The following is a 24,643-nucleotide window of genomic DNA, read 5'->3' as shown; positions in this document are numbered from 1 at the left end:
GGAAAATTGGAATTGTTCGGCAAAACCGAACGACCGACTATAACAGCAATAGACGGCCGCATTGCCCGCCATCCGGCGCAAGCGGCATCTTTCCCGTCAGGAGCGAACCGATGCGCGACTCATTTCTCGGCCACTTGCGCGGCACGATCGATCAGATCCGAGCCGATGGCTTCTACAAAACCGAACGCGTGATCGCAAGCCCGCAATCGGCCGACGTCCATTTGGCCAGTGGCGAAGACGTCTTGAACTTTTGCGCCAACAACTATCTGGGGCTCGCGAACGATCCGCGTCTGGTCGCAGCCGCGAAAGACGGGCTCGACAAAGACGGCTTCGGGATGGCTTCGGTCCGTTTCATTTGCGGAACGCAAACGGTGCATAAGGAACTGGAGTCGGCCTTGTCCGCCTTCCTCGGCACCGAGGATTGCATCTTGTATTCGAGCTGTTTCGACGCCAACGGAGGCTTGTTCGAAACGCTGACCGACGAAACCGACGCGATCATCAGCGACGAGCTCAATCACGCAAGCATCATCGACGGCATTCGCTTGTCGAAAGCGAAGCGCTATCGATACAAGAACAACGATCTTGCCGATCTCGAAGCGAAGCTGCGCGAAGCCGATGCGGCCGGCGCCCGCTTCAAGCTGATCGCCACCGACGGCGTGTTTTCGATGGACGGCATCATCGCCAACCTCGCCGGCATCTGCGATCTGGCCGATCGCTACGGCGCCATCGTCATGGTCGACGATTCGCATGCGGTGGGTTTCATTGGCGAGCACGGTCGCGGTACGCCCGAGTTCTGCGGTGTACAAGGCCGGGTCGACATCATCACCGGCACACTCGGCAAAGCGCTCGGCGGAGCGTCGGGCGGATACGTTGCCGCGCGGCGCGAGGTCGTCGAACTTCTGCGGCAACGTTCGCGGCCCTACTTGTTTTCCAACACGTTGACGCCGAGTATCGCGGCGGCCTCGCTCGAGGTGCTCGCACTGCTCGCGAGCGACGAAGGCGCTGAACTGCGCCGGCGCGTCCGCGCCAACGGTGAGCATTTTCGGGAGGCAATGAGCGCGGCCGGATTTACGCTCGTGCCGGGGCAGCACCCGATCATTCCCGTCATGCTTGGCGATGCGTCGGTTGCCTCGGGCATGGCCGACGCCTTGCTGAAGGAAGGCGTCTACGTCATCGGTTTCTCCTATCCCGTCGTGCCCAAAGGCCGCGCCCGCATCCGTACGCAGATGAGCGCCGCTCACACTTCCGAGCAAGTCGATCGCGCCGTCGATGCTTTCAAGCGCGTCGGCCGTTCGCTCGGCATCGTTTAAGGAGCGATAATAATGAAAGCACTCGCGAAACTCGAACGCGCGCCCGGACTGACGCTCACGCAAGTGAACAAGCCCGAGGTGGGCCACAACGATGTGATGATTCGCATCAAGCGCACTGCGATCTGCGGTACCGACATTCACATTTGGAAGTGGGACGACTGGGCGCAAAAGACGATTCCCGTGCCGATGCACGTGGGGCATGAGTACGTCGGCGAAATCGTCGAGATGGGGCAGGAAGTGCGCGGCTTTGCCATCGGCGATCGCGTGTCGGGCGAAGGTCATATCACCTGTGGTTTTTGCCGCAACTGTCGCGCGGGGCGGCGTCATTTGTGTCGCAACACGATCGGCGTCGGCGTGAACCGAGAAGGCGCGTTCGCCGAGTATCTCGTCATTCCCGCCTTCAACGCCTTCAAGATTCCCGACGAAATTTCGGACGATCTCGCCGCGATTTTCGATCCGTTCGGCAACGCGACGCATACTGCCCTGTCGTTCAACTTGGTCGGCGAAGACGTATTGATCACGGGCGCGGGCCCGATCGGCATCATGGCCGTGGCGATCGCGCGGCACGTCGGCGCGCGCAACATCGTGATTACCGATGTCAATGAATACCGGTTAGGTCTCGCGCGCAAGATGGGCGCCACGCGGGCCGTGAACATCGGGAAGGAATCGCTGCGCGAGGTCATGAGCGAGCTGCACATGACGGAAGGCTTCGACGTGGGCCTCGAAATGTCGGGCGTGCCGAGCGCGTTCACGGGCATGCTCGAAGCGATGAACCACGGCGGCAAGATCGCGCTGCTTGGTATCCCGCCGGCGCAGACGGCCATCGATTGGAATCAAGTGATCTTCAAAGGCCTCGAAATCAAGGGCATTTACGGGCGCGAGATGTTCGAGACTTGGTACAAGATGGTGGCCATGCTGCAAAGCGGCCTCGATCTTTCACCGATCCTCACGCACCGTTTCGCCGTCGACGATTATCAGGAAGCCTTTGCGACGATGCTCTCGGGGGAAAGCGGTAAGGTCATTCTGGATTGGACGGTGTAACCGGCGCGGACCGTTCGAACTCGGCTTCGACGCGCACCTGCACGTCGTTGCCGACCGCGGGATACCAGGTCGCCAAACCGAACTGGGCACGGCTGAACGCGCCGTGCGCCGAGAATCCAAGCGTGTCCGCGTGAGTGAGCGGATTGCGTCCATACCCGTTGAACGTGACATCGAGCGTGACCGGACGCGTCACCGTCCGAATCGTCAACTCTCCTTCCAGCTTGCCCTGCGCCGGCCCGGTCCGAACGAGATGCTTGCCGACGAAACGAATCGTCGGAAATGTCGCCGCGTCGAACATGTCGGCGCCCGTCACCATCTTGTTCAGCAAGGGCACCTTCGTATCGACGCTGTTCGCGTCGATCGCCACATCGACAGTACTGGCTTCGAGGCCACCGCTCTTCCATTGAAGCGTGCCGCGCGCGCGATCGAACCGCATAACGAAGCGTGAGTATTTCAAGTGCTCGACATCGAACGTGATGCTCCAATGATCGGCATCCATCACGTACTCGCCGACAGGCACGCGAGCTTCCTCCACCGATACCGTATGCGACACCACCTGCAACGGCGTGCAGGCGGACATCGTTAGCGCGCCCATCGTCAACGCGGCGACGCTTAGCAGTGTGCGCACCTGCGCGGGATGGAATATCAGCCGGCGCTTGATCATCGTTGCCCTCGTCATCTTCATCTTCTTCGCTCGAAATCGTCGAGCCGGACGGCCTGCGCGTTCGGCTCCCGGAAAACCTCACCTCGGGGCGTTAGCTTATATCCACGCACTGCATTGACAAAGGAGAATGATCGTTCTACTCTTGCCGTCATGCAAACATCAACGCAAGAACTCCCTCCTGCTATGAGCGAAGCCGATCCGAAAACACTGCCCGGTCCACGCGAGCGACTCCTCGATGCAGCCGAGGCGCTGATCTATTCAGGCGGCATTCATGCCACGGGGGTGGACGCGATCGTTCGCGCCTCGCAGGCAACGCGCAAGAGCTTTTATTCCTACTTCGAATCGAAAGACGCGCTCGTCGCCGCAGCGCTCGAACGCCGGCATCTGCGATGGATGGCGTGGTTCGAGCAAGGTACGCGGCTGACGGGAAAGACCCCACGCGCACAACTGCTCGGCATGTTCGACGTGTTGCGCGAATGGTTCGCCTCGCCCGGCTTTCACGGATGCGCGTTTCTCAATGCGTCCGGTGAGATCGCTTCGCCCGCCGATCCGATACGGCTCGTTGCCCGCGAACACAAGGCGGCACTGCTGCGTTTTATCGAAACGTGCTTCGCGGCGTTCGCCGACGAACACGGGATCGATTCGCGGCAGGCCGTGGCGCTCGCTCGGCAATGGCTCGTGCTCGTCGATGGTGCTATCGGCGTTGCGCTCGTGAGCGGATCGGCCGACGCGGCAAGCGACGCGCAGACGGTCGCTCGGCAATTGCTCGATCACGCGGCGTCGATGCCGCAACCGCGCGCTCAAAAAGCGAAGCGCGCAACAACCTAGGAGAAGCGTATGTCGGATAGTAGTCCTAACGAAATGCGGCCGCCGTTGCCGCCCTTCACGCTCGAAAGCGCCAAGCAGAAAGTCCGTGCGGCCGAGGACGGGTGGAACTCGCGGGATCCCGGGCGCGTAGCATTGGCGTACACGCCCCAAAGCGTGTGGCGAAACCGCGCCGAATTCGTGACGGGACGCGAGCAGATCGTCGCCTTCTTGACGCGCAAATGGGCCAAGGAACTCGAATACCGGCTCATCAAAGAACTATGGGCGCACGACGGGAATCGCATTGCCGTTCGCTTCGCGTACGAGTGGCGCGACGACTCGGGCAACTGGTTTCGCTCGTTCGGCAACGAGAACTGGGAGTTCGACGAACGAGGCTTGATGGCGCGCCGCTTCGCATGCATCAACGACCTGCCGATTCGCGAAAGCGAACGTTTATATCACTGGCCCCTCGGCCGACGCCCCGACGACCATCCCGAGTTGTCCGACTTGGGCCTCTAAGCGCCGGACGTATCCGCGGCGTTTGCGGTTTGAGTTTTGCTTGTGTCCCGCGCCGCGTACTCGGCGCGCCCGACTAGGGCTTCTAATCATCACGTCGTCAGATTGCTGTAGTAGAGTGCCCGACGAACGGATCGAAGCTAAACAAAGCTAAAGAACGGACGACAAACAACAACCGCGCCGGCGGCAGCCGGCAAACGGAGAGGACATGCGTTTCAGGACGGCGGCTGCGCGCAGCATCGGCGTGCGCGCGGCAAAGGCGGTATCGACCGTCGTGCTCGGCACGATGGTATCCATGTTTGGGTCCACGCAAGCGCGAGCTGCCGATTGGTGCGGTGGCGGGATATGGGTCGACGCCATGCTCGCGTCGCATCACATTCATCCGAAGCAATCGTTCGAGGACGTCAATCCGGGGTTGGGCGTCGAATGCTGGCTCAACGGTCAATGGGCCGTAACCGCGGGCGGGTTCCGTAATTCGCTTTCTCATCCGTCGTGGTACGGCGGCGGTCTTTGGGCGCCCGAATTCGCGCATTGGGGCTTCGTCCGGTTGGCCGTCATGGGCGGTCTCATCTCCGGATATAACTACGGCCGCTATGGTTTCGGTCACGATCATTCGATCGGACCCGTGGCCGCACCCATTGTGATGGTCACCTATAAGCGTGTGGGGATGAACTTCATTCTCGTCCCGCCGATTCCTTCCGACAATCTGCCGTTCACCGTCGGGTTTCAGTTGAAGGTCGGGTTCTAATCGATCCCGAAAAAGCTCACCGTCGGCAGCCAGCCGCCGGCGCATCGATCGGCTCATTGGCCTTGCCGGCTGGTGCTGCTGTGCGCCGGCAGTCTGACGACGAGCGCCCGCGTTCGGGAGCATCGCTCCCGAAAATGCTCACCTCCTTACTTCATTGAATCTTCTCGCGGCTCGATGGGCGAGCTAAGGTGAGGCTTTTCGGGATGCCGAAAACGAGCCGGAGAACATCGCATAGTCGGTTGAACGGATGCGACTTTTAGCCGGTGAAACGGCTTACCTCGCTGCGGAGTGGACCCTTTGAGGTGAGTGTTTTCGGGAGGCGGAGTGGCTGGCGAACACGCGCGGTCGAACCCCAGATGGCCACCCGAGTCCAGTTAAGTTAAGGATCCCCCCATTCGCGGAAGGTGAGAGTTTTCGGGATCTGACGACGCCCTTGCCATTCTTCTCGCGACGCGTTATGCCGCGAAACGCCAAGAGGTGAGCGTTTTCGGGAGCCTCTCGTGCGAAGAGGTGCAGCGCGTGGGCGCCATGATGACCTGTGAGCCAAAGGCATTTTTAGCGCATCGGCATGTCGTTGCTTCACCCGATGTGCAAAAAGGAAAGGCTTTTACATGTCGTCCACGGACGTCCGCAGACTGCCGCGCGGTCCCCGTTTAGCGAGCGGCGCGAAGTGAAGTCGTTCCAATGCACGGCCTGGCAAGACGTGAGCCTGAAGAGGGTCGCGTAGAACACGGTGCAAGACCACCGTCGACATGGGCCTCGCGTCGTGGCATGCAGTGTGCTTATTTTTCCGATCGAGCATTCGTGTCGCCGCTTTTGAATGCGAACGTAAGGAGCAGGTGCGCCCATGAACTCGCCAACGCGCTGCGGTGAATTGCTCCCTTGCGATCGGTTTAAGTTTCCCATGTTTCGCGCACATAGCGATCTTTGCAGCGGGCGAATGGGTCGCGGCGCGATTCCCCAACCTCCCGGTTACGACTCGACGCGCAAGTCCGATAGCCGACGAACGGCGTTGGCTTTTGCGTGCCTTGCGCATATCTTTGCTGAATCGGAATAGGGAACCCTATGAGCGACGCATCTGGCATGTTGCCCAATAAAGACACCAACGATTTCTTGTCCGGAGGCGGAGCGCTCGGAAAGCTCATCCGTGGCCATGACTGGCGCGCGACGTCGCTGGGCGAACCGGCGTATTGGCCTCAGAACCTGCGGCTCGCATTGCGCATCATCCTCAATTCGCGTCAGCCGATGTGGATCGGCTGGGGGCCGTCGCTGATCTTTTTCTATAACGACGCCTATCAGTCGATTATTGGCGGGAAGCATCCGTGGGCGCTCGGGCGCCCGACCGCCGAGGTATGGAGCGAGATCTGGGACGACATCGGCGGGATGCTCGAACTCGCCATGAGCGGCCGCGAGGCGATTTACGTCGAGGCGCAGCCCCTCATCATGGAGCGCAACGGCTATCGCGAGGAAACGTACTACACGTTCTCGTACAGCCCCATTCCGAATGACGACGGCAGCATCGGCGGAATCATTTGCGCGAACACGGACGATACGCAGCGCGCGATCGGCGAGCGCCAGCTTGCGCTTTTACGCGATCTTGCCGCGGGCGCAGCCGACGCGCGGACCTGGCAAGAGGCAAGCGAATGCAGCGTTCGCGCGCTTGAACGCGACGCCCGCGATCTGCCTTTTGCACTTCTTTATCTCTCGTCACCCGGCGCCGAGGAACTCGAACTCATCGCGCTATCCGGGATCGAGGCGGCGCACGAAGCGGCGCCGGCGCGCTTGTCGCTCAAGCGCGCCGCACCATGGCCCATCCACGAAGCGTTGCGCACGCACCAACCCGTTCTCGTACCTGATCTTCAAGAACGTATTGCCGAGCCGTTGCCTACGGGGCCGTGGCACGAGCCACCCAGGCAGGGCGTCGTCATGCCGATTGCGCCCTCGGGCGAGAGCGGTCGTGCGGGCGCGCTCGTCGTCGGGTTGAATCCGTTCCGCTTATTCGACGAGCACTATCGAGGCTTTTTAAGCCTCGTCGTCGGCCAAATCGGCGCGGCTTTGGGACACGCGCAGGCTTATGAGGACGAGCGTCGCCGCGCCCAAGCGTTAGCGGAAATCGACCGCGCGAAAACCGCGTTCTTTTCGAACGTCAGCCACGAATTCCGCACGCCGCTGACGTTGATGCTCGGGCCGATCGAAGATGCGCTCGGCGACACGAGCGATGCGGCACTCGCGGCAGCGCAACGGCAACGTCTCGTGACCGCGCATCGCAACGGTTTGCGTCTGCTCAAGCTCGTCAATTCGTTGCTCGATTTTTCCCGCATCGAAGCCGGGAGAGTCGTCGCAACGTTCGAACCGGTCGACCTCGCCAAACTGACGGCCGAGCTTGCATCGAACTTCGAGTCGGCAACCGAACGCGCTCGACTCTCGCTGTCGATCAAGTGCGAACCGTTACCGCAGCCCGTCTATGTCGACCGGGATATGTGGGAGAAGATCGTACTGAATTTGATGTCGAACGCGTTCAAGTTCACGTTCGAAGGCGAGATCGGCGTGGCCACACGTCTGTCCGCGGACTCAGCCGGCGCCGAAATCATCGTGCGCGATTCGGGCGTGGGCATTCCCGCCTGCGAATTGCCGCGGTTGTTCGAGCGCTTTCATCGTGTCGAGGGACAACGCAGTCGCTCGTTCGAAGGATCGGGTATCGGGCTCGCGTTGGTTCAGGAACTGGTCAAGCTTCACGGCGGCACGATTGCGGTGACGAGCGAAGTGGGGCGCGGTACGACGTTCTCCCTGCGACTGCCGTTCGGCTATGCTCACCTGCCCGCCGAGCGAGTCAGTTCGGCCCGGACACCGTCGCAGCGTTCGACGCGTGCCGATGCCTATGTGGAAGAAGCGCTTCGCTGGCTGCCGCTCGATCATGAAATCGACGGCGGGCGCGAGGACGACGTATCGATCCAGCGCGCTGACGAGATGCCGGAGTGGTCGTTCGGCAGCGGGACGGTCGGCGCGCGCGTGCTCGTGGTGGACGATAACGCCGATATGCGCGACTACATCGGCCGCATGTTGAGGGCGCGTTGGGAGGTGGAGACGGTACCCGACGGCCAAGCCGCGCTGGACGCCATTCGTAGGCGCAAGCCCGACCTCATTTTGAGCGACGTCATGATGCCGGTGCTGGATGGGTTCGGTTTATTGCGCGAAATCCGCGGCGATGCCCAATTGCGCGATTTGCCGTTCGTCATGTTGTCCGCGCGTGCGGGCGAAGAGGCGCGCGTCGAAGGGCTCGAATCGGGCGCCGACGACTATCTCATCAAGCCGTTCTCGGCGCGCGAGCTCATGGCGCGCGTGAATGCGAACTTGGAAATGGCGCGTCTGCGGCGCGACGCGACAAGCGAGCTGCTCGAAAGCGAAGCGCGCTTCAGAAACATGGCCAACCACGCGCCCGTGATGATGTGGGTGAGCGATCCCACGGGATCGCTGATTTACTTGAACCGCCTCTGGTGCGAATTCACGGGCCAAGCCCTGGACAATGCACTGGGAGCCGGTGCATGGGACGCACTGCATCCCGAAGATCGTAAGCAGTACGAAGCTTCTTTCGCGACCGCGAACGAACGTAGCGAGCCGTTTAGCGCGGAGTGCCGCGTGCGCCGCTCGGACGGCGTCTATCGTTGGGCGCTCAGTGCGGCGGCCCCGCGCTTCGGCGACGACGGTGCGTTTCTCGGCTACATCGGCTCGATCATCGACATCACGCATCGCAAGGAAGCCGAACGAATCCTGCAAGAAGCGAACGTAGTGCTCGAGCGGCGCGTGGCCGCTGCGATCGCAGAGCGCGTGCATACCGAAGCGCAACTGAGGCAGGCGCAAAAGATGGAGGCGATCGGCAAGCTCACCGGCGGCGTGGCGCACGATTTCAACAACGTCTTGCAAGTGATCGCGGGCAATCTACAGTTACTGAGCCGAGACGTAGCGGGCAATCTGCGGGCCGAACAGCGCTTGCAAACGGCGATCGCGGCGACCTCGCGCGGCTCGCGCCTCGCCTCTCAGCTGCTGGCTTTCGGTCGTAGGCAGCCGCTCTCCCCGAAGAGCGTGAATCTCGGCCGGCTGATTCGCGGCATCGACGATATGTTGCGGCGTTCGTTGGGCGAAGGCGTGGAGATCGAGACGGTCGTCATGGGCGGCCTTTGGAATACGTTCGTCGATACGGTCCAAGTCGAGAACGCGCTGCTCAATCTTGCGATCAACGCGCGCGACGCAATGCAAGCGCAAGGCAAGCTCACGATCGAAGCGGGGAATGCCTTTCTCGACGACACCTACGTCGCGCGTTACGGCGACGTGGCGGCGGGCCAATATGTCATGGTCGCCGTCACCGATACCGGATGCGGAATCCCGACGGAACTGCTCGAACGCGTATTCGAACCGTTTTATACGACTAAGCCCGAGGGTCAAGGCACTGGCCTCGGCTTGAGCATGGTGTACGGGTTCGTCAAGCAGTCGGGCGGGCATATCAAGATTTACAGCGAGGTGGGACACGGGACGACGGTGCGCATTTATCTGCCGCGCGCACAGCAGCCCGAAGACGTTGAAACCGATCTGGAAACGGGCGCGATTACGGGAGGTAGCGAGACGGTGCTTGTCGTCGAGGACGATGAAGACGTGCGCGGTACCGTCGTCGACTTGCTGTCCGAGCTTGGCTACCGCGTACTAAGGGCTAAAGACGCGCAAAGTGCGTTGGCCATCGTCGAGAGCGGCGTGCCGATCGATTTGCTATTTACCGACGTAGTGATGCCCGGGCCGCTAGGCAGTCCGGAACTGGCTCGCCGGGCACGCGAGCGTCTGCCCAAGGTCGCCGTTCTCTTTACCTCCGGATATACGGATAACGCGATCGTGCACGGCGGCCGGCTTGACGAAGGCGTCGACTTGCTCAGCAAACCGTATAGCCGCGAGGCTATGGCGCGCAAGATTCGCTACGTTCTGCGCAACCAAGCGCGCGCTCAAACGGCCCCGGTCGAAACGCCGATCCTACCCGCGCCCTCACACGAAGTCGCGCCGGACGCGTCGCAATTGGCCGCGCGCGTGCTGCTCGTCGACGACGACGCGATGGTTCGGTTCACGACGGCCGACATGCTGAGCTACCTCGGCCATACCGTCACGGAAGCGGGCGATGCGACCGATGCATTGCGGTTGCTCAGTGAGCATGCGTTCGACGTTATCGTCACCGATATCTCGTTGCCGGATTTATCGGGCGATGAACTCGCCATGCGTGCGCTGGCGTTGCAGCCCGGGTTGCGTGTGATATTCGCAACGGGCTACGACGCGTTGCCCGAGGACAGCGATCATCAAGCGCTTGCGGGCGCGATGCTGTTGCGCAAGCCCTATAACAAGGAGCGAATCGAGGAAGCGATGAATGCCGCAATGGCTGCACGGCTGGCTGCGGGCGCTTCGCGCTCGGCGGTCCAAGAGCGCCTCGCACCGGCTGTGGCCTCGAACGATGCGAAGCGTATGCCGTCGGTTTGAAACACGCTAAACGACCGGAGGGTGAGAAGTTTCGGGAGGCCTAGTCCGGATCGCGACCCAGGCCGGTAACGTCCCGAAAACACTCACCTTTACCGGAGTCGAGTGCAGTTAGGTGAGTATTTTCGGGAGCATGCAACTCGATCGGCTTTCTGCTGCGGTTGCAAGGGCAAGTAGGATTAATCGGACTTTGTTGTGGAAATTATTCAATGCATGCGTGAAAAACAATTATGAGAGAAATATCACAATGTCGGTGATCGTACGTTAATGTCGCGCGAAGGCGCCGACAATGCCGGGGCACTCTTTGCACCGAGACGGCAGACCGAACGATGTGCAAACGCGGAAAGCCGCGGACCGGGACGATCGCGTTCGTGAAGCCGCTCAAACGTGTGAGGAAAGCTGCGCTGCACCAACGTGGCGCCGGGCAAGCGCGTACCCAGCGGCGGTTGGAACGTTCCGTGCACGTGAATGCGTACCCGGGCTTTTTGCAGTTTTGCTTTTTGTCGATTTTGTATCGATAATTCAAGCCGACACCGCTTGACCACGACCGTGCGCTGCCTTCCTTGGTACGCGCCCGTGGACGGCTGCAACCTTTCGACTACGAGTCGAGTATGATTCGGCTCGGGTCAACTGGGGGATTTAGCGCCCCCCGCATCAACCATAACCGGAATCATCGATGGAACAGCTTGAAGGCGAAGCTCGCGAACGGCTGATTCGCTGGCTGCGACGCCGCATGGACGAATACGGCATTACCGTGGAAGCCGTTGCCGAATCGATTTCCGCCGATAAGCAGGCGGAGCGTCCGATTCTTTATCGCGACGCGATGGGCAACACGTGGGACGGGTACGGGGATCCGCCCGATTGGCTGCGCCGAGCCGTGGCGGCTGGCCAGCAAATGGACTTTTTTCGCTGCGAAAGCTGACGCGCCGGCATCGCGTCAGTCATCTTGGGATGCCGGCGCGGCTGCCTGATCGGCCGGCCAATGATTTTCATACACGCATTCGCCGATCGGCATTCGCTTCGCCCATTGCTCGAGTTCAAGCATCGGTTTCGGATAGAAGCCCTCCACGTGCCCTAGGCAAAGAATGGCAACGGGTTTCGCGCCGGGCGGCATCCGCATCAGTGTGCGCACTTCGTCGACGTCGAATAGAGAAACCCATCCCATGCCGAGACCTTCGGCACGTGCGGCAAGCCACATGTTTTGAATGGCGCAAGCAACCGATGCCAGATCCATTTCAGGCATCGTGCGACGGCCGAAGACGTGCCGTTCGCGGCCGTCCATGAGCGCCATCACCAGCAACTCGCCGCACTCGAGCATGCCTTCGACCTTGAGTCGCATGAATTCATCATGACGTTCGCCGAGCGCATCGGCCGTGCGCACACGCTCACGTTCGACCGCGCCGTGCAATGCGCTGCGCAGCGCCGGATCGGTGATGCGCGAGATGCGCCAGGGCTGCATGAAGCCGACGCTCGGCGCGTGGTGCGCGGCGTCGATCAGGCGAGCGAGCACTTGCGCGTCAACCGGGCCGCGCACGAAATGCCGCATATCGCGGCGTTCGTAGATCGCGCGATAGACCGCCGCGCGTTCGTCATCATTGAATTGCATCGCCATGGATGGAAGCGGTTTCGAGCGCCGCGTGGGTCGCAATACGCGCAGTGTAAAGCGCTCCACCGCGTCGCGCACGACAAATGCAATTGCGCTGTGTCGCTCGAATTCCAAAATGCGGTCTGGCGAGTCGTTGCAGCGAGTCTGCGCCATCCGAACCTGTCTGCTCTTAAACACGAGCGCCCATCGTTGCGACGCTCCTGTTCGCCAAGCGGAAATGTTTCGATGGCTAGCGGCGAGTTAGCGTTCGCGGCGACGCGAGCCGTGAGGTTCTTGATCGCCGATGGGCCGCTACCCAGACGGTCGAGGCACCCTTCGAGCAGCTTTTATTGCGATAGCGTTTAGTCGATATGTTGCTCGATGCGCCCCTTAAGACTCGGATAATGCTCGAGTCGCGAGGCTTGAGACTCGAGCATCGAGTCGGTTTGTTTCTCCATTGCATAAGCGTTCCTCAACCGGTCGATCCGGTGTTCTTTAGGGGCCGTCACCGCTTTTCCTAGACCTTGTTTGCGCGCGAGGGGGCGACCGGGGCAGGCGGCATACCGAATGCGCAACGAGCATTCCCGGGCGTCCGCGCTCCGCGCGCGGGAATGCTCGTTGCGGCTTTTGTCGCGAAGGTCGCGAACGACGTCGCGGCCGAGAACCGAATGGAGGACTGCCATGTCGCATGCGAAGCCGAGCAATTCCGCCCCGAGCAATCCGCGCCAACAGCAACAGAGCAAGCCCATGGGCCAGCAGCAGCAAAACCAGCAGAAGATGCCGCGCCAGCAAGGGGGGCAGCGGCAGCCGTGACGGCTATTTGTGCAGCGGGTGACGTAGCGACGCCACGTCGTCATCGCCGGTGCTCGCTCGGGCAGGCGCCGTCGCTGGCGCGAAGGCGCCCGACGGCTGCCGTGCCGGCAAGCTCTTCAAATAATGGGCGATCGCGAGTAGGTCCGGATCCGACAGGTACTGCGCGCTGTTTCCGATCTGCGCCACCATGGTGCCGTTAGCGTGCCTCGTCTTCAGGAAGCGCGCGATATCGGCCTCGCCCATGCGACCGAGACCCGACCCCGCGTCGCCCGTTAGATTCGGCGCGAACCTATGATCGTTCACACCGCCCGTCAAAAAGCGCGTGGCGGATTCGTCGTAGCCGCGCTCTTGGTATCCCCAACCGCGCGGCGTATGACAGGCCCCGCAGTGTCCGAGCGACTGGACGAGATAGGCGCCGCGCGTCCATTGAGCATCGGCCGGCGAGCGCGACTTGAACCCGCCGTGCGGCATGAACACCCATTGCCATCCGATGAGCATCCAACGCTGATTGAACGGAAAGGCCACGTCGTTCGGCTCGGTCGGCTTTGCGACCGGCGCGACGCGCTGCATGATGTAAGCGTAGAGCGCACGTAGATCGTCGTCGGACATCTTCGAGAACTCGGGGTAAGGCATTGCCGGATAGAGCGCTTTGCCGCCCGGGGCAACGCCGTGTCGAACGGCGCGATCGAAGTCGTTGTAGGAGTAGCGGCCGATGCCGAATTGCGGATCGGGCGTAATGTTGCTGGTTTTGACGGTGCCGAACGGCGAGCCCATACGGAGCCCGCCCGCGAACGGCGCTCCCCCTTGCGGCGCCGTGTGGCAGCCGGAGCAATCGGCTGCCTTCGCGACATACTCGCCGCGCGCGAGCGTGGCGGCGTCGGCAGGTTTCACAACGGGTTCGCTAATAGGCGCGCCATGGCGCGGGTTGCCCATCGCGATCGCGAGGACGGCTGGCAGCGTCAGCATGAGCAAATCCGTTGCCGTGCGCGGAGGCTTTTTCATTTCGTTGGCTTCCCCGATGTAAGGCGTTGCCGCATGCCGAGTGCCGGCCAATCGTTTGAAGCGTAGGCACAAGATAGATGACCGCATAGATCGGCAGCCAACTCAATACGACGAAATACCGATACGGTGCGTTTTCGCTCATGTCGACGAAGCACTCGTCCTCGACCGCACCGACAAAGAACAAGACCGTAAGCACAGCCGTAACGATGGTGTCGGCGACGAGACGAGCAGTAGGTTGGCCGAGCTTTCGGCTTGGATGCCGGCGGGCGCAAGAGACCTGTGCTCGCCGAAAGCGGCGGCGAGGACGGTCGTGACAGCGCTCATGACCGGCACGGCCCTTGCGGGGTCATGCGCGCCGCCGAATTTCCGTGAGCGGCCGAAGCAAGCGGGCGATGGTTCCATGCGACGGTTTCGTTCCTTGAAGCGGACGCGATGCTGACAGCAGGTTGCATTCCCGATTTTAGGGCGACGAGCCCATTCGGCAGGCGCTACGGAAAGCGCGAAACGCTGCCACACTTCACCTATACCTAGTAGATGCGAGCAGGGAAAAAAGGGCCCACTCGGTTTTTGCCGCAAAGCCCGCCGTCGCCGGTCGGCGCCGCTCTTCTCCGTCTTAGAACGAGGCTTGCCTATGAACGACACGCCGGTGTCTCAGCGTGAACGCAACTGGAGTGCGCGGACGAGCATGCAGTTGCGCGAAGCATTGACCGGCGATCGGCGCGGCGTCCGGCTTTTGCTGCCGTTCGCCGGCCCTGCCGTCGTCGTCTCGGTGGCTTACATCGACCCGGGCAATCTGGCGACGAACCTCCAAGCGGGCGCCGCCTACGGCTATGCGTTGTTGTGGGCGGTCCTGTTCGCGAACTGTGCCGCGATGCTGTTTCAAGCCGTCTCGGCGCGGGTCGGTGTCGCGACGGGCATGAGCCTAGGCAAACTGTGCGCACTTAGACTTCCGCGCCCCGTCGTGTGGGCGATTTGGGGCGTCAGCGAAATCGCGGCGATGGCCACCGATTTGGCCGAATTTCTCGGCGGTGCCATCGGGTTTTCGCTGCTCGCGCGAATTCCTTTACTCGTCGGGATGACAATCACGGCTGCACTGACGTGGGCGTTGCTCTCGTTGCAGCGGCGCGGCTATCGCCCGATCGAGCTCGCGATCGGTGCGTTCGTGGGTTTGATCGCCGTCGCCTATATTGCTCAGCTCGCTTTCGTGACCGTGCCGTGGGGGCCTGTGCTGCACGGCATGTTCGTGCCGACGGTGCCCGATGGCGGGGCACTCCTCGTCTGTGCGGGAATCGTGGGCGCGACGATCATGCCGCACGCGCTGTTCTTGCATTCGGGATTGAGCGGCGGGCGCATCAAGCCGCGTAACGAACAAGAGCGAGCGCAACTCGTTCGCTACGCTAACGCCGAAACGATTATCGCTTTGACTGTCGCCGGGCTCGTCAATATGGGGATGGTCATCATGGCCTGCGGCGCGTTTCATTCCGGCCATCGCGAGGTGACGGAGATCGGCACGGCCTATCGCACGCTGACGCCGCTCTTCGGCTCCATGGCCGCCGGTCTTTTTTTGACCGCGCTGATGGCGTCCGGTTTGTCCAGTTCCGTCGTCGGCACCATGGCCGGGCAAATGATCATGCAGGATCTGCTTGGCGTGTCGCTGCCGCTTTGGTTGCGGCGTCTCGTGACGATGGCGCCGAGCTTCGTCGTCGTCGCGTGCGGCTTGGGCGTCACGCGCTCGCTCGTGCTCAGTCAGGTCGTGCTTAGCTTCGCCGTGCCTGTGCCGATGCTCGCGTTAATCGGATTCGCGAGTACCCGCGACGTCATGGGCGAACACCGGCTGGGCGGCGCACTCCTGATCCTTGCGATCGTCATCTTCGTTGCCGTCGTCGCGATGAACGCCATGCTGCTCGTGCGAACCTGGCCGTTTTCGTGAAATGGGATTCGCGCGTTACACGTCGGGGGTAGCCTCCACCGTCGTAAAGGTGAGCCTTTGCGGGGGCTCGCCTTGGTGAGATCGCCGGCCCTTGCAGGACTCACGTTGACGACCGGTTTGAATGTCGAACATGCCTGCTAGGTTGCGGCAAACCCCCCTTTTCCCCGATGAATAAGCCATCTCGAGCCGATCGGGAGTGAGTCGATCAGCCGCTCGATCCTCACGTTCACGTGTCGATGCCGGTGAAAGGTGAGGACTTTCGGGAGCGCTCTGTTCCAACATGTGGGCAACCGGGGCAGCCTTGGTGTCTTATGCGGGATTCATGCGATCATCAATGGTTCCGACGCGGCTTCGCCCGTCATCGCCATTGCGACTACTGCCGGCCTGCGAGCCGGCTTAATTGGAGAATTCGACGATGCAGATCACGGGAGACATGCTGATCGGCGGCGGCTCGGTGCGCGGTAACGCCGGGACGTTGCGCGCGTTCGACCCCGCCCGTAACGCCGAGATGGAGCCGACCTTCGGTGCGGGCGATGCCGCCGACGTCGATCGCGCCTGCCGGCTGGCGCAGGCCGCGTTCGATCCGTTTCGCCAAGCGCCGCTCGAGACGCGTGCACGGCTGTTGGAGGCCATCGGCGAACGTATTATCGCGCTCGGCGATGCGCTCATCGAACGCGGACACGCCGAATCGGCGCTTCCCAAGGCGCGTCTGGAAGGCGAACGCGCGCGTACGGTCGGCCAACTCAAGCTGTTCGCACAACTGGTGCGCGATGGCCGCTGGCTCGGCGCGACGCTCGATTCGGCCATGCCCGAGCGCAAACCGCTGCCGCGTTCCGATCTGCGTTTGCAAAAGATTCCGGTCGGCCCTGTCGCCGTGTTCGGCGCGAGCAATTTCCCCCTCGCGTTTTCCGTCGCCGGCGGCGATACGGCGTCCGCCTTGGCCGCGGGTTGTCCCGTCGTCGTCAAGGCGCACCCCGCGCACCTTGGCACATCCGAACTCGTGGGCCGCGCGATTCAAGAGGCCGTGGCCGAGTGCGGTTTGCCGGCCGGCGTTTTCGCGCTCGTGATCGGCGCCGGTAACGCGGTGGGTGAAGCGCTCGTCGCTCACCCCGCGATCAAGGCCGTCGGCTTCACGGGTTCGCGCGGCGGCGGCATCGCGCTGATGAATATCGCCGCGCGCCGTCGCGAGCCGATTCCCGTCTATGCGGAAATGAGCAGCATCAACCCGTGTTTCGTGTTGCCCGGTGCGTTGGCCGCGCGTGCAGAAGCAATCGCGACCGGGTTCGTCGACTCGTTGACGCTAGGTGTCGGCCAGTTCTGCACGAATCCGGGACTCGTCGTCGTGCTGGACGGCCCGCATCGGCAAGCTTTCGTCGATGCCGCGTCCAAGGCGCTCGAGAAGAAGGGCGCGCAGACAATGTTGACCGCGGGCATCGCCAGCGCCTATCGCGACGGCGTGGGCAAGCGGGCCGGCGTGGAAGGCGTGACGCAGGTTGGACAAGGGTCGAGCACCGATGCGCAGCACTCGGCCTTGCCCGCGCTGTTCGCGACGACGCAATCGCGCTTTCTGTCTGCGCCGCCGCTCGAAGACGAGATCTTCGGCCCGACTTCGCTCATCGTGACGTGCGCAAGCGTCGACGAAATGGTCGAGTTGGCCGAGCATATCGAAGGTCAACTCACGGCAACGCTGCACCTGGAGCAAGAGGACGTCGAACTCGCGCGCCAGCTTATGCCCACGCTCGAGCGCAAAGCCGGCCGTATTTTGGCGAACGGGTTTTCCACGGGGGTCGAGGTGTCGCATGCGATGGTGCATGGCGGGCCGTTCCCCGCTACGTCGGATCCGCGTTCGACGTCGGTGGGCTCGCTCGCGATCGAGCGCTTCTTGCGCCCGGTCTGCTACCAGGATCTGCCGGCGCAATTGCTGCCGGAAGCGGTGCAAGACGACAATCCGTTGAACCTTTGGCGTCTGCGCGACGGCTCGTTCGAGCGTCGCTAAGCAACGGCTAGTTCGCACCCGACCGAAGACGATGCTTACCGTCTTCGGTCGACGCGTGCATTCCTGGCTTCTCAGCCGCCCACGCGGTACACGCGCCCCGTTTGCGCGCCTTCCACGCTGCGGCAGTATGCAAGCGCGGCACGCTGCGCGCTGACCGCCTCGAAGCCGCGAAAGTAGGGGCCGTAGGCCTCTAACGATTCTTCCAATACGGTAGGGCTGACCACGTTGATGCGCAAACCGCGCGGCAACTCTATCGCCGCCCCGCGAACGAAGCCTTCGAGTGCGAAGTTGACTGTGGTGGCGTTGATGCCTTCGCGAATCGGCTCGTCGGCCAAGATGCCGCTCGTCAGCGTGAACGATCCGCCGTCGTTGACGTGATGCTGGGCCGCCAACACCACGTTGATTTGGCCCATGAGCTTATCGCGCAGTCCGATCCAAAACTGGTCCGCCGTCATTTCGTGAAACGGGCCGAAGTGGACCTTGCCGATCGTCGTGACGACTGCGTCCACACGCCCGATTTCATGGAACAGACGCTCGACGTTCGCTAGATTCGTCGCATCGACGTGATACTCGCCGTGCGACGCCCCGACGGTGATCACCTCGTGACGTTGCTTCAATTGAGCACATACGGCTTGGCCGAGCGTGCCGCTCGCCCCGATGACGACGATTTTCATTCCGGCTCCTTGGCAAATACACATGCGCGGCGGATGCGCCGTATCGGTGCATTATGGGCGCGTCTCGGATCGGACGCGCAGCGGTAGCGCGAGCAACACGGCCGCGATCAATTTGGCCGCGAGTTCGAGGGAGGTCACCGCTGCGCCGAGCGGGAAGGCGAGCCATTCGAGCGGCAATAGCGGCGATACGAGGGCGGCCGACACGAGGCATAGTACGACCGTCAGCCAGCGCGCCCACGCGTGGCGTAGCGCAACGAACGAATAGAGCACGCCGACGATTACCCGGGCCGTCAAGGCAGCCGCGAGCGAAGACGACATGGGGGCGTCGCTCTGCGCCGGTATCGATGCGAATTGCGCAAGCGGCAGTTCGAACCATGCAAGCGCGTAGCTCACCCCTAGGCAGGCCAGCGCGATCGAGAATCGCCGTGCGGAGGCGGACTCGAGCGGCGCACGGCGCGCGCGCAGAGCCTGGCTTACGCGCCGCATCGGGGCGTCGGGTAACGGATGGCTCGCGTTCATGGTCTGCTCGCTAGTAGGTGGGCACGATTCGTCGCTTGGCACCGGGTCGACGTCGAGCGTGCACACTCGTTCCGACATCCTAGCGCAGCCGCTAACAACTGCAAGCGCGCTGAGTGGGCCGGCGCACGGTTGCCCGGCACGGCGCGTCCGCGCGAGCCTTACCTCGGAGATGCAAATCCCGTTCCGGCTTCGGCGGGGCTTGGCCTCGCGGCCCGTCAACTTCGACCCGCTAAAAAACGGCGATTTTTTCCATAGAAGCGGCGTTCCCTACAGAGTATGATTCGAATCCTGCGAGCCGGCGCCCGTGGTGAAAACGCAGTCAGGCGCTCTTCTCTCGCGGCTGCGCGACGCATCGCACGACGTCGCAGCAAGCGTATTCAGGGAGGCTGGTGACTCATGCATCACCCCGACGCCGCATTCACGCATCGCGGATACTTGCTCAATTGCGCGCCCGCACGGGCAGGAGACGGCACCTTTCAGCCGTACGTCGTCATTTCGCGCTCCAGCGACGGCGAGCTCGTTGCGAACCGCTTTTTTCCTAGCGATCTTCGTTTTGACGAGGAGGCGGCGGCCATCGCGCATGCGCGCGATTGGGCGGTACGATGGATCGATGCGAGTAGCTTGACCGTGTAGAGCGCGCTTGCGCTCGCGTCGCGTGAAAGCCCCGGCGGACAAGATTGCACGAAACGCGGTAATCTCCCCGGATCTCCGACACTCGAAGCCGCATCGCCGCTTATTTCATCACCATGTCGAATCCGCTTTCCCGCCACTGGGGCCTCGACCAAATCGTGGCCGACCTGCGCGCCTCGCGCGAGGAATTGCATCGAACGCGCCATCCGCGCGGCATTCGAGCGCTGCCTTCGCGCGACGCGATCGTCGGCATCGTCGAAGGCCTGCGCGCCGTCATGTTTCCGACGCACTACGGTGCGCCCGATTTGACCGATGAAAGCGTCGACTACTACGTCGGGCACACGCTCGAAAGCACCCTGCGGCTGTTATGCGAGCAAGTGCGCCGTGCGCTGCGCTTTTTGCCCGAGCATGCGGACACGCCGGAGCCCGTGCTCGAAACACGCGCGTTCGAGATCGCGCGGGAGCTTGGCTCGCAATTGCCGAGCATTCGCGCGACGCTCGTGAGCGATATTCAAGCGGCGCACGTCGGCGATCCGGCGGCGCAGCACATCACCGAGATCTTGCTGTGCTACCCGGGCGTGCTGGCCATCATGCACCACCGCCTTGCGCACGCTTTGCATCGGCTCGGCGTACCGTTGCTCGCGCGTTTCATCAATGAAATCGCGCACTCGGCAACGGGCATCGACATTCACCCGGGCGCGCAGATCGGCCCCAGCTTCTTTATCGACCACGGTACCGGCGTCGTGATCGGCGAGACCGCGATCATCGGCGAGCGCGTTCGGCTTTACCAAGCGGTGACGCTCGGCGCGAAGAGCTTTCCGGCCGATGCCGACGGCACGCTCGTCAAAGGACATGCTCGCCATCCGATCGTCGAGGACGACGTCGTCATCTATGCCGGTGCGACGATTTTAGGCCGAGTGACGATCGGCCGCGGTGCAGTCATTGGCGGCAACGTTTGGCTCACGCATAGCGTTGCGGCGGGCGCGAGCGTGTCGCAGGGCAACGTGCGCGAAGGCGCCCGTGGGGACGACCCCGAGGCGCGGGGACGCGCACGGCGATGAGCCGAGCCGACGTCGTCATGTATCGATGCGCCGTTGCCGGCGTACAGGCGACGGCTGCGGATACTGCGCGAACGTTCGCGCGACACTCGCACGACACGTTCGGCGTGGGCCTCGTGCTGCGCGGGGCGCAAAGATCGGCGAGCGGGCGGGGCCCCGTGCAAGCGCGGGCCGGCGACATCATTACCGTCAATCCGGGCGAGGTCCATGACGGTAGTCCTTTCGACGACCGGGGCCGGGCGTGGCGGATGCTCTATTTGGAGCCCGCGCTCGTGTATGACGTTGCGAGCGAGCTCGGTGCGACGATGCCGTCGTCGGTAGAACTCGAGCAACCCGTGTTGCAGGACGCGGCGTTCGCCGTGCGCTTCGAGCGCGGCTTCTCGGCGGCTACGAGCGGCGTTGCCGCTTCGAATCGGCTAGCGTGCGACGAGGCGCTTTTCATGTTGATCGCCGAATTCGTTCGCCGCCATACGACCGTGCGGTTGCGCGGGTCGAGCCAGGGTCAGGCATCGGCCGACACTGCGAACGCTTGTATTCGGCGGGCGAAAGCGCGTATCGACGACGATCCGTGCCAACCCCTCACGCTTGAGAGCCTGGCGGCCGACGCGGGGTTGAGCCGGTTCCAGTTGCTGCGTGGCTTTGCGCGCGATACAGGACTGCCGCCGCACGCTTATCTGATTCAGCGGCGCATCGCGCTGGCTAGACGCCTTATCGAGCAGGGCTTGCCGTTGGCGGAAGCGGCCGCCGGAGCCGGGTTCGCCGATCAAAGCCATATGACGCGCGCATTCTCGCGTGCCTTCGGCATCACGCCGGCGCAGTACGCCGGCGCCGTGCGCTAATCGAATCGGCGGTTCCGGTCCGCTTATGACCGGGCATTCGCCGTAGCGCGTTGCAATTTCGTTCAAGACCCCTCGCCGCGACCTATCTAAGCTGCCTCGCATCCTTTTCCTTCGGAGCGACAAGATGGGTTCGCGTTTGACCGGCTATTTCTTCTGTGCGCTCGCCATGATCGGTGTGGGCAGCACCGTGGTGGCGAGCAAATTGATCGCGCACGGACTCCCGCCGTTCGCTGCGACCGCGCTGCGTTTCGCAATCGCGTTTCCGCTGTTCGTGTTGATCATGAAACTAACGGGCGAAGTATGGCCGCGTGTGAGCCGGCGCGAGGCATGGCTGCTCGTGCTGCAATCGGGTTCCGGTAGCGTGGGCTACACCGTGTTGCTGCTGAGCGGTATGCGCCTGACGTCGGCTACCGATGCCGGCGTCATCGCGGGCACGCTTCCGGCGGTGGCGGCGCTGGTCGCCATCGTGGCGTTGCGCGAACGGCCGGGCGCGCTCACGCTCGGCGCCGTTGCATTGGCCACGGCGGGCGTGCTCGTATGCACGGTTCACGCGGGCGATCCTTCGACGCGCGGTGCGCCGGGCGCATCGGCGTCGACCTTGGTCGGCGATGCCTTCGTTCTGTTGGCCGTCGTATGCGAAGCGCTATTCATCCTGCTCAACAAGCGCCTGAAAACGCCGGTCTCGCCATTGCAGATGTCGACGCTGATGTCGGGTATCGGGCTCGCTTTGTCGCTCGTACCGGCGCTGCTCGAGCGGCCTTGGACCTTGCGCTACGATGGTCCTGCCCTTGCGGGTGTCGTCTATTACGCGCTCGTACCGACCGTCGCCGGGTTCATGCTCTGGTTCGCCGGGGCGGCGCGAATTGCCGGTGCGCAAGCCAGCGCGTTGACCGCATTCGTCCCGATTTCGGCCGCGGCGTTTGCGGCGATCGTTCTTCATGAAGCGATCGGCGCCGCGCAATGGTGGGCGATCGGGTGCGTGCTGGGCGCCGTGCTGCTGATTGCGTGCGACGGTGCGCGTGCGAATGCACGAAAAACCGAGTCGCGCCGAGCGGCGCGCGTGCGAATCGGTTAGGAGTGCAAAGCGTTAGACCATCGTCGCGCGGCTCAAACGTTCGGGATGCTCATTCCGTCCGCGTTGCCGACGATGGCTAAGAACTCGCGCCGAGTGGAAGGATCGTCGCGGAACGAGCCGAGCATTCGCGAAGTCACCATTTGTACGCCGGGCTTATGCACGCCGCGCGTCGTGATGCACTGGTGGGCTGCTTCGAGGATGACGCCGACGCCCTTCGGTTGCAGAATATCGTTTAGCGTGTCGGCGATCTGCACCGTCATTTTCTCTTGGATTTGCAGACGCTTCGCGAAGGCATCGACGAGACGCGCGAGCTTGGAGATGCCCACGACGCGGTGATTGGGCAGATAAGCGACGTGCGCGCGGCCGATGATCGGCACCATGTGATGCTCGCAGTAGCTCTCGAAACGAATGTCTTTCAGCACGACCATCTCGTCGTAGCCTTCGACCTCCGAAAACGTGCGGGCGAGGATTTCGCGCGGATCGAGCGCATAGCCCTCGAAAAACTCCTCGTAGGCGCGTACGACGCGGGCAGGCGTATCGAGCAAGCCCTCGCGCGCAGGGTCGTCGCCGGCCCAGCGCAACAGCACGCGCACGGCTTGCTCCGCTTCATCGCGGCTTGGGCGCGAGGACGACGCGTCGACCCGTTTGCCGCGGCCGCTCGCCTGGCTTGCCTTTTTTCCTCGGGAACCTTCCTTCATCGCTGACTCCTCGTTCTTTTCGCCTGCACGGCTTGCGTAATGAGGGACATTGTTTCACGATTTTCGGGTTTTGCGCCCACCGCTGCCGACGCTGTAGCACAATAGCGCTCAGCCGTCCCACCACTTACGATTGCCGAGGAAACGCCGCTATGCCTTTCGTCGTCATCAACGGGATACGTTTTCACTACCGCATCGACGGTGCCGAGGGTAGCGATGCGCCTTGGCTCGTGCTGGCGAACGCGCTCGGTGCGGACTTGACGATGTGGTCGCCGCAGATCGCAGCCTTCGCGTCGCGCTTTCGCGTGCTGCGTTTCGATACGAGGGGGCTCGGCTGTTCCGATGCCCCGGCCGGCCCCTATACCGCCGACGATTGGTGCGCCGACGTGCTCGGTTTGCTCGATGCGTTTTCGATCGAACGCGCGCATTTCTGCGGGCTATCGATGAGCGGACTGATCGGTATTGCTTTGGCGGCGCGACATGGAGAGCGGATCGATCGCCTCGTCTTGGCGCATACGGCGGCTCGGATCGGTACGGCGGAGGTCTGGCGCTCGCGCGCGCATCAAGCCCGCGAGCAAGGCACGCGCTCGCTCGCCGATGCGACGTTGCAGCGTTGGTTCAGCAGCGCCTTCACGGCGCGCGAGCCGCTCGTGCATGCGGCGATTCGCGACGCGTTCGTTCACATGGACGGCAACGGATATGCAAGCAATTGCGAGGCCATCGGGGCGACGGATTTGCGTGCGGAAGCACAAACGATTCGAGCCCCGACGCTCGTCATAACCGGCCGAACCGACCCGTCTGTTGCCCCCGATGATAGCCGCGCCCTTGCGCAATCGATCGCGGGCGCGCGTTTCGTCGAATTGGACGCGCAGCACTTGTCGAACGTCGAGCGGGCGGAGGAATTTACGCGCACCGTGCTCGAATTCCTGTCGGCACCGACTGCGTCCTGAATGTCGGCGCGGCTCGGTGCCGAGCTATTCCTCGGCATCGTGCTCGGCGACAAACCGCAGCAAATACGCGCGCAGAGCGGCTTCGAGCGCGCGGTGATCGGCGACGCTTTTCGAACCGGCTTCGGATTCCTCGCCGAATAGACTGGTCGGCGCGTCGCAGACACCGACTTCAAATCCCTCGCGCAGCAGGCGAATTTCATGCGTGGCTTCAATATATTCGGCCACCCAATGGATACCTTCGATATGAACTCCTGTGCGAACGGGTGCGGTCATCGCGAGCCTCCTTGGA

At 62.7% G+C, this 24,643-nt stretch carries 22 protein-coding genes and 1 pseudogene; 15 read left to right on the top strand and 8 right to left on the bottom strand.

Features of this window, described 5'->3' with window-relative positions; all coding sequences use genetic code 11:
• Positions 1-110 precede the first annotated feature (110 nt).
• Positions 111-1,310, top strand: a complete 1,200-nt coding sequence (locus tag AB1286_RS31780; protein ID WP_430367154.1) for a glycine C-acetyltransferase — start codon at positions 111-113, stop codon at positions 1,308-1,310.
• Positions 1,311-1,322: 12 nt separating this feature from the next.
• On the top strand, positions 1,323-2,351 hold the full coding sequence (gene tdh / locus AB1286_RS31775) for an L-threonine 3-dehydrogenase (RefSeq protein ID WP_430367153.1): 1,029 nt from the start codon (positions 1,323-1,325) through the stop codon (positions 2,349-2,351).
• On the opposite strand, the gene AB1286_RS31770 is transcribed toward tdh, so the two are convergent.
• A complete protein-coding gene (locus AB1286_RS31770) occupies positions 2,329-2,946 on the bottom strand; it encodes a YceI family protein (protein ID WP_430367382.1) in 618 nt (205 codons plus the stop codon). The two genes, tdh and AB1286_RS31770, sit on opposite strands and share 23 nt — an antisense overlap.
• Before the next feature lie 252 nt (positions 2,947-3,198).
• Here AB1286_RS31770 and AB1286_RS31765 point away from each other — a divergent pair, with 252 nt between their 5' ends.
• The 5 genes from AB1286_RS31765 to AB1286_RS31745 all read left to right on the top strand — a co-directional run bounded on the left by AB1286_RS31765 (position 3,199) and on the right by AB1286_RS31745 (position 11,510).
• Positions 3,199-3,843, top strand: coding sequence for a TetR/AcrR family transcriptional regulator (locus AB1286_RS31765; protein WP_430367152.1), 645 nt, complete (start codon positions 3,199-3,201; stop codon positions 3,841-3,843).
• A gap of 9 nt (positions 3,844-3,852) precedes the next feature.
• Positions 3,853-4,338 carry a DUF1348 family protein gene (locus AB1286_RS31760; RefSeq protein ID WP_430367151.1) on the top strand — a complete coding sequence of 162 codons (486 nt, stop codon included), beginning with the start codon at positions 3,853-3,855 and terminating at the stop codon, positions 4,336-4,338.
• 283 nt (positions 4,339-4,621) lie between these two features.
• Complete coding sequence (locus tag AB1286_RS31755) at positions 4,622-5,083, top strand: hypothetical protein (RefSeq protein WP_430367381.1); 462 nt, start codon at positions 4,622-4,624, stop codon at positions 5,081-5,083.
• A 1,065-nt stretch (positions 5,084-6,148) separates the two neighbouring features.
• A complete protein-coding gene (locus AB1286_RS31750; protein ID WP_430367150.1) occupies positions 6,149-10,591 on the top strand; it encodes a response regulator in 4,443 nt (1,480 codons plus the stop codon).
• Positions 10,592-11,264: 673 nt separating this feature from the next.
• On the top strand, positions 11,265-11,510 hold the full coding sequence (locus tag AB1286_RS31745; RefSeq protein WP_206957474.1) for an H-NS family nucleoid-associated regulatory protein: 246 nt from the start codon (positions 11,265-11,267) through the stop codon (positions 11,508-11,510).
• A 15-nt stretch (positions 11,511-11,525) separates the two neighbouring features.
• Here AB1286_RS31745 and bluB read toward each other — a convergent pair whose 3' ends face one another.
• Both bluB and AB1286_RS31735 read right to left on the bottom strand, forming a co-directional pair.
• Complete coding sequence (gene bluB / locus AB1286_RS31740; RefSeq protein ID WP_430367380.1) at positions 11,526-12,200, bottom strand: 5,6-dimethylbenzimidazole synthase; 675 nt, start codon at positions 12,198-12,200, stop codon at positions 11,526-11,528.
• A 335-nt stretch (positions 12,201-12,535) separates the two neighbouring features.
• A complete protein-coding gene (locus tag AB1286_RS31735) occupies positions 12,536-12,856 on the bottom strand; it encodes a DUF892 family protein (RefSeq protein ID WP_430367149.1) in 321 nt (106 codons plus the stop codon).
• On the opposite strand from AB1286_RS31735, the gene AB1286_RS31730 reads away from it, so the two are divergent.
• Entirely contained in the window at positions 12,855-12,986 is a 132-nt protein-coding gene (locus tag AB1286_RS31730) for a hypothetical protein (protein WP_430367148.1), read from the top strand. The two genes, AB1286_RS31735 and AB1286_RS31730, sit on opposite strands and share 2 nt — an antisense overlap.
• A 33-nt stretch (positions 12,987-13,019) precedes the next feature.
• Here the strand turns inward: AB1286_RS31730 and AB1286_RS31725 are convergent.
• Positions 13,020-13,919, bottom strand: a pseudogene (locus tag AB1286_RS31725) (cytochrome c); the annotation flags it as partial.
• Between the two features lie 700 nt (positions 13,920-14,619).
• Here AB1286_RS31725 and AB1286_RS31720 point away from each other — a divergent pair.
• Together AB1286_RS31720 and AB1286_RS31715 are read left to right on the top strand one after the other, a co-directional pair.
• Complete coding sequence (locus AB1286_RS31720; protein ID WP_430367147.1) at positions 14,620-15,918, top strand: Nramp family divalent metal transporter; 1,299 nt, start codon at positions 14,620-14,622, stop codon at positions 15,916-15,918.
• 415 nt (positions 15,919-16,333) lie between these two features.
• The gene (locus AB1286_RS31715) at positions 16,334-17,914 is read left to right on the top strand and encodes an aldehyde dehydrogenase (NADP(+)) (RefSeq protein WP_430367146.1); all 1,581 of its coding nucleotides are present in this window, start codon (positions 16,334-16,336) and stop codon (positions 17,912-17,914) included.
• 71 nt (positions 17,915-17,985) lie between these two features.
• On the opposite strand, the gene AB1286_RS31710 is transcribed toward AB1286_RS31715, so the two are convergent.
• Both AB1286_RS31710 and AB1286_RS31705 read right to left on the bottom strand, forming a co-directional pair.
• Positions 17,986-18,588 carry a short chain dehydrogenase gene (locus AB1286_RS31710; protein WP_430367145.1) on the bottom strand — a complete coding sequence of 201 codons (603 nt, stop codon included), beginning with the start codon at positions 18,586-18,588 and terminating at the stop codon, positions 17,986-17,988.
• Between the two features lie 51 nt (positions 18,589-18,639).
• Positions 18,640-19,107: a hypothetical protein gene (locus AB1286_RS31705; RefSeq protein ID WP_430367144.1), complete on the bottom strand. Its 468-nt coding sequence runs from the start codon at positions 19,105-19,107 to the stop codon at positions 18,640-18,642.
• Positions 19,108-19,503: 396 nt separating this feature from the next.
• Between AB1286_RS31705 and AB1286_RS31700 the strand changes: the two genes are divergently transcribed.
• The 4 genes from AB1286_RS31700 to AB1286_RS31685 all read left to right on the top strand — a co-directional run bounded on the left by AB1286_RS31700 (position 19,504) and on the right by AB1286_RS31685 (position 22,709).
• On the top strand, positions 19,504-19,740 hold the full coding sequence (locus AB1286_RS31700) for a hypothetical protein (RefSeq protein ID WP_430367143.1): 237 nt from the start codon (positions 19,504-19,506) through the stop codon (positions 19,738-19,740).
• Positions 19,741-19,853: 113 nt separating this feature from the next.
• Positions 19,854-20,798, top strand: coding sequence for a serine O-acetyltransferase EpsC (gene epsC, locus AB1286_RS31695; protein WP_430367142.1), 945 nt, complete (start codon positions 19,854-19,856; stop codon positions 20,796-20,798).
• Positions 20,795-21,634, top strand: coding sequence for an AraC family transcriptional regulator (locus AB1286_RS31690; protein ID WP_430367141.1), 840 nt, complete (start codon positions 20,795-20,797; stop codon positions 21,632-21,634). Before epsC ends, AB1286_RS31690 begins: the two co-directional genes overlap by 4 nt.
• Before the next feature lie 124 nt (positions 21,635-21,758).
• The gene (locus tag AB1286_RS31685) at positions 21,759-22,709 is read left to right on the top strand and encodes a DMT family transporter (RefSeq protein WP_430367140.1); all 951 of its coding nucleotides are present in this window, start codon (positions 21,759-21,761) and stop codon (positions 22,707-22,709) included.
• 32 nt (positions 22,710-22,741) lie between these two features.
• Here AB1286_RS31685 and folE read toward each other — a convergent pair whose 3' ends face one another.
• Positions 22,742-23,407 carry a GTP cyclohydrolase I FolE gene (folE, locus tag AB1286_RS31680; protein WP_430367139.1) on the bottom strand — a complete coding sequence of 222 codons (666 nt, stop codon included), beginning with the start codon at positions 23,405-23,407 and terminating at the stop codon, positions 22,742-22,744.
• 149 nt (positions 23,408-23,556) lie between these two features.
• Here folE and pcaD point away from each other — a divergent pair, with 149 nt between their 5' ends.
• Entirely contained in the window at positions 23,557-24,354 is a 798-nt protein-coding gene (gene pcaD / locus AB1286_RS31675) for a 3-oxoadipate enol-lactonase (RefSeq protein ID WP_430367138.1), read from the top strand.
• Positions 24,355-24,378: 24 nt separating this feature from the next.
• Here pcaD and AB1286_RS31670 read toward each other — a convergent pair whose 3' ends face one another.
• Positions 24,379-24,627 (bottom strand): hypothetical protein, encoded by a 249-nt coding sequence (locus AB1286_RS31670; protein WP_430367137.1) that lies wholly within the window; start codon positions 24,625-24,627, stop codon positions 24,379-24,381.
• Positions 24,628-24,643: the final 16 nt, after the last annotated feature.

Origin of the sequence: Trinickia sp. NRRL B-1857 (genome assembly GCF_050470685.1) — a bacterium.
In the GTDB taxonomy this organism is placed as follows: Bacteria; Pseudomonadota; Gammaproteobacteria; order Burkholderiales; family Burkholderiaceae; genus Trinickia.
The sequence above is the reverse complement of the archived record's forward strand: the minus strand, read 5'-3'. Positions and strand labels throughout refer to the sequence as shown.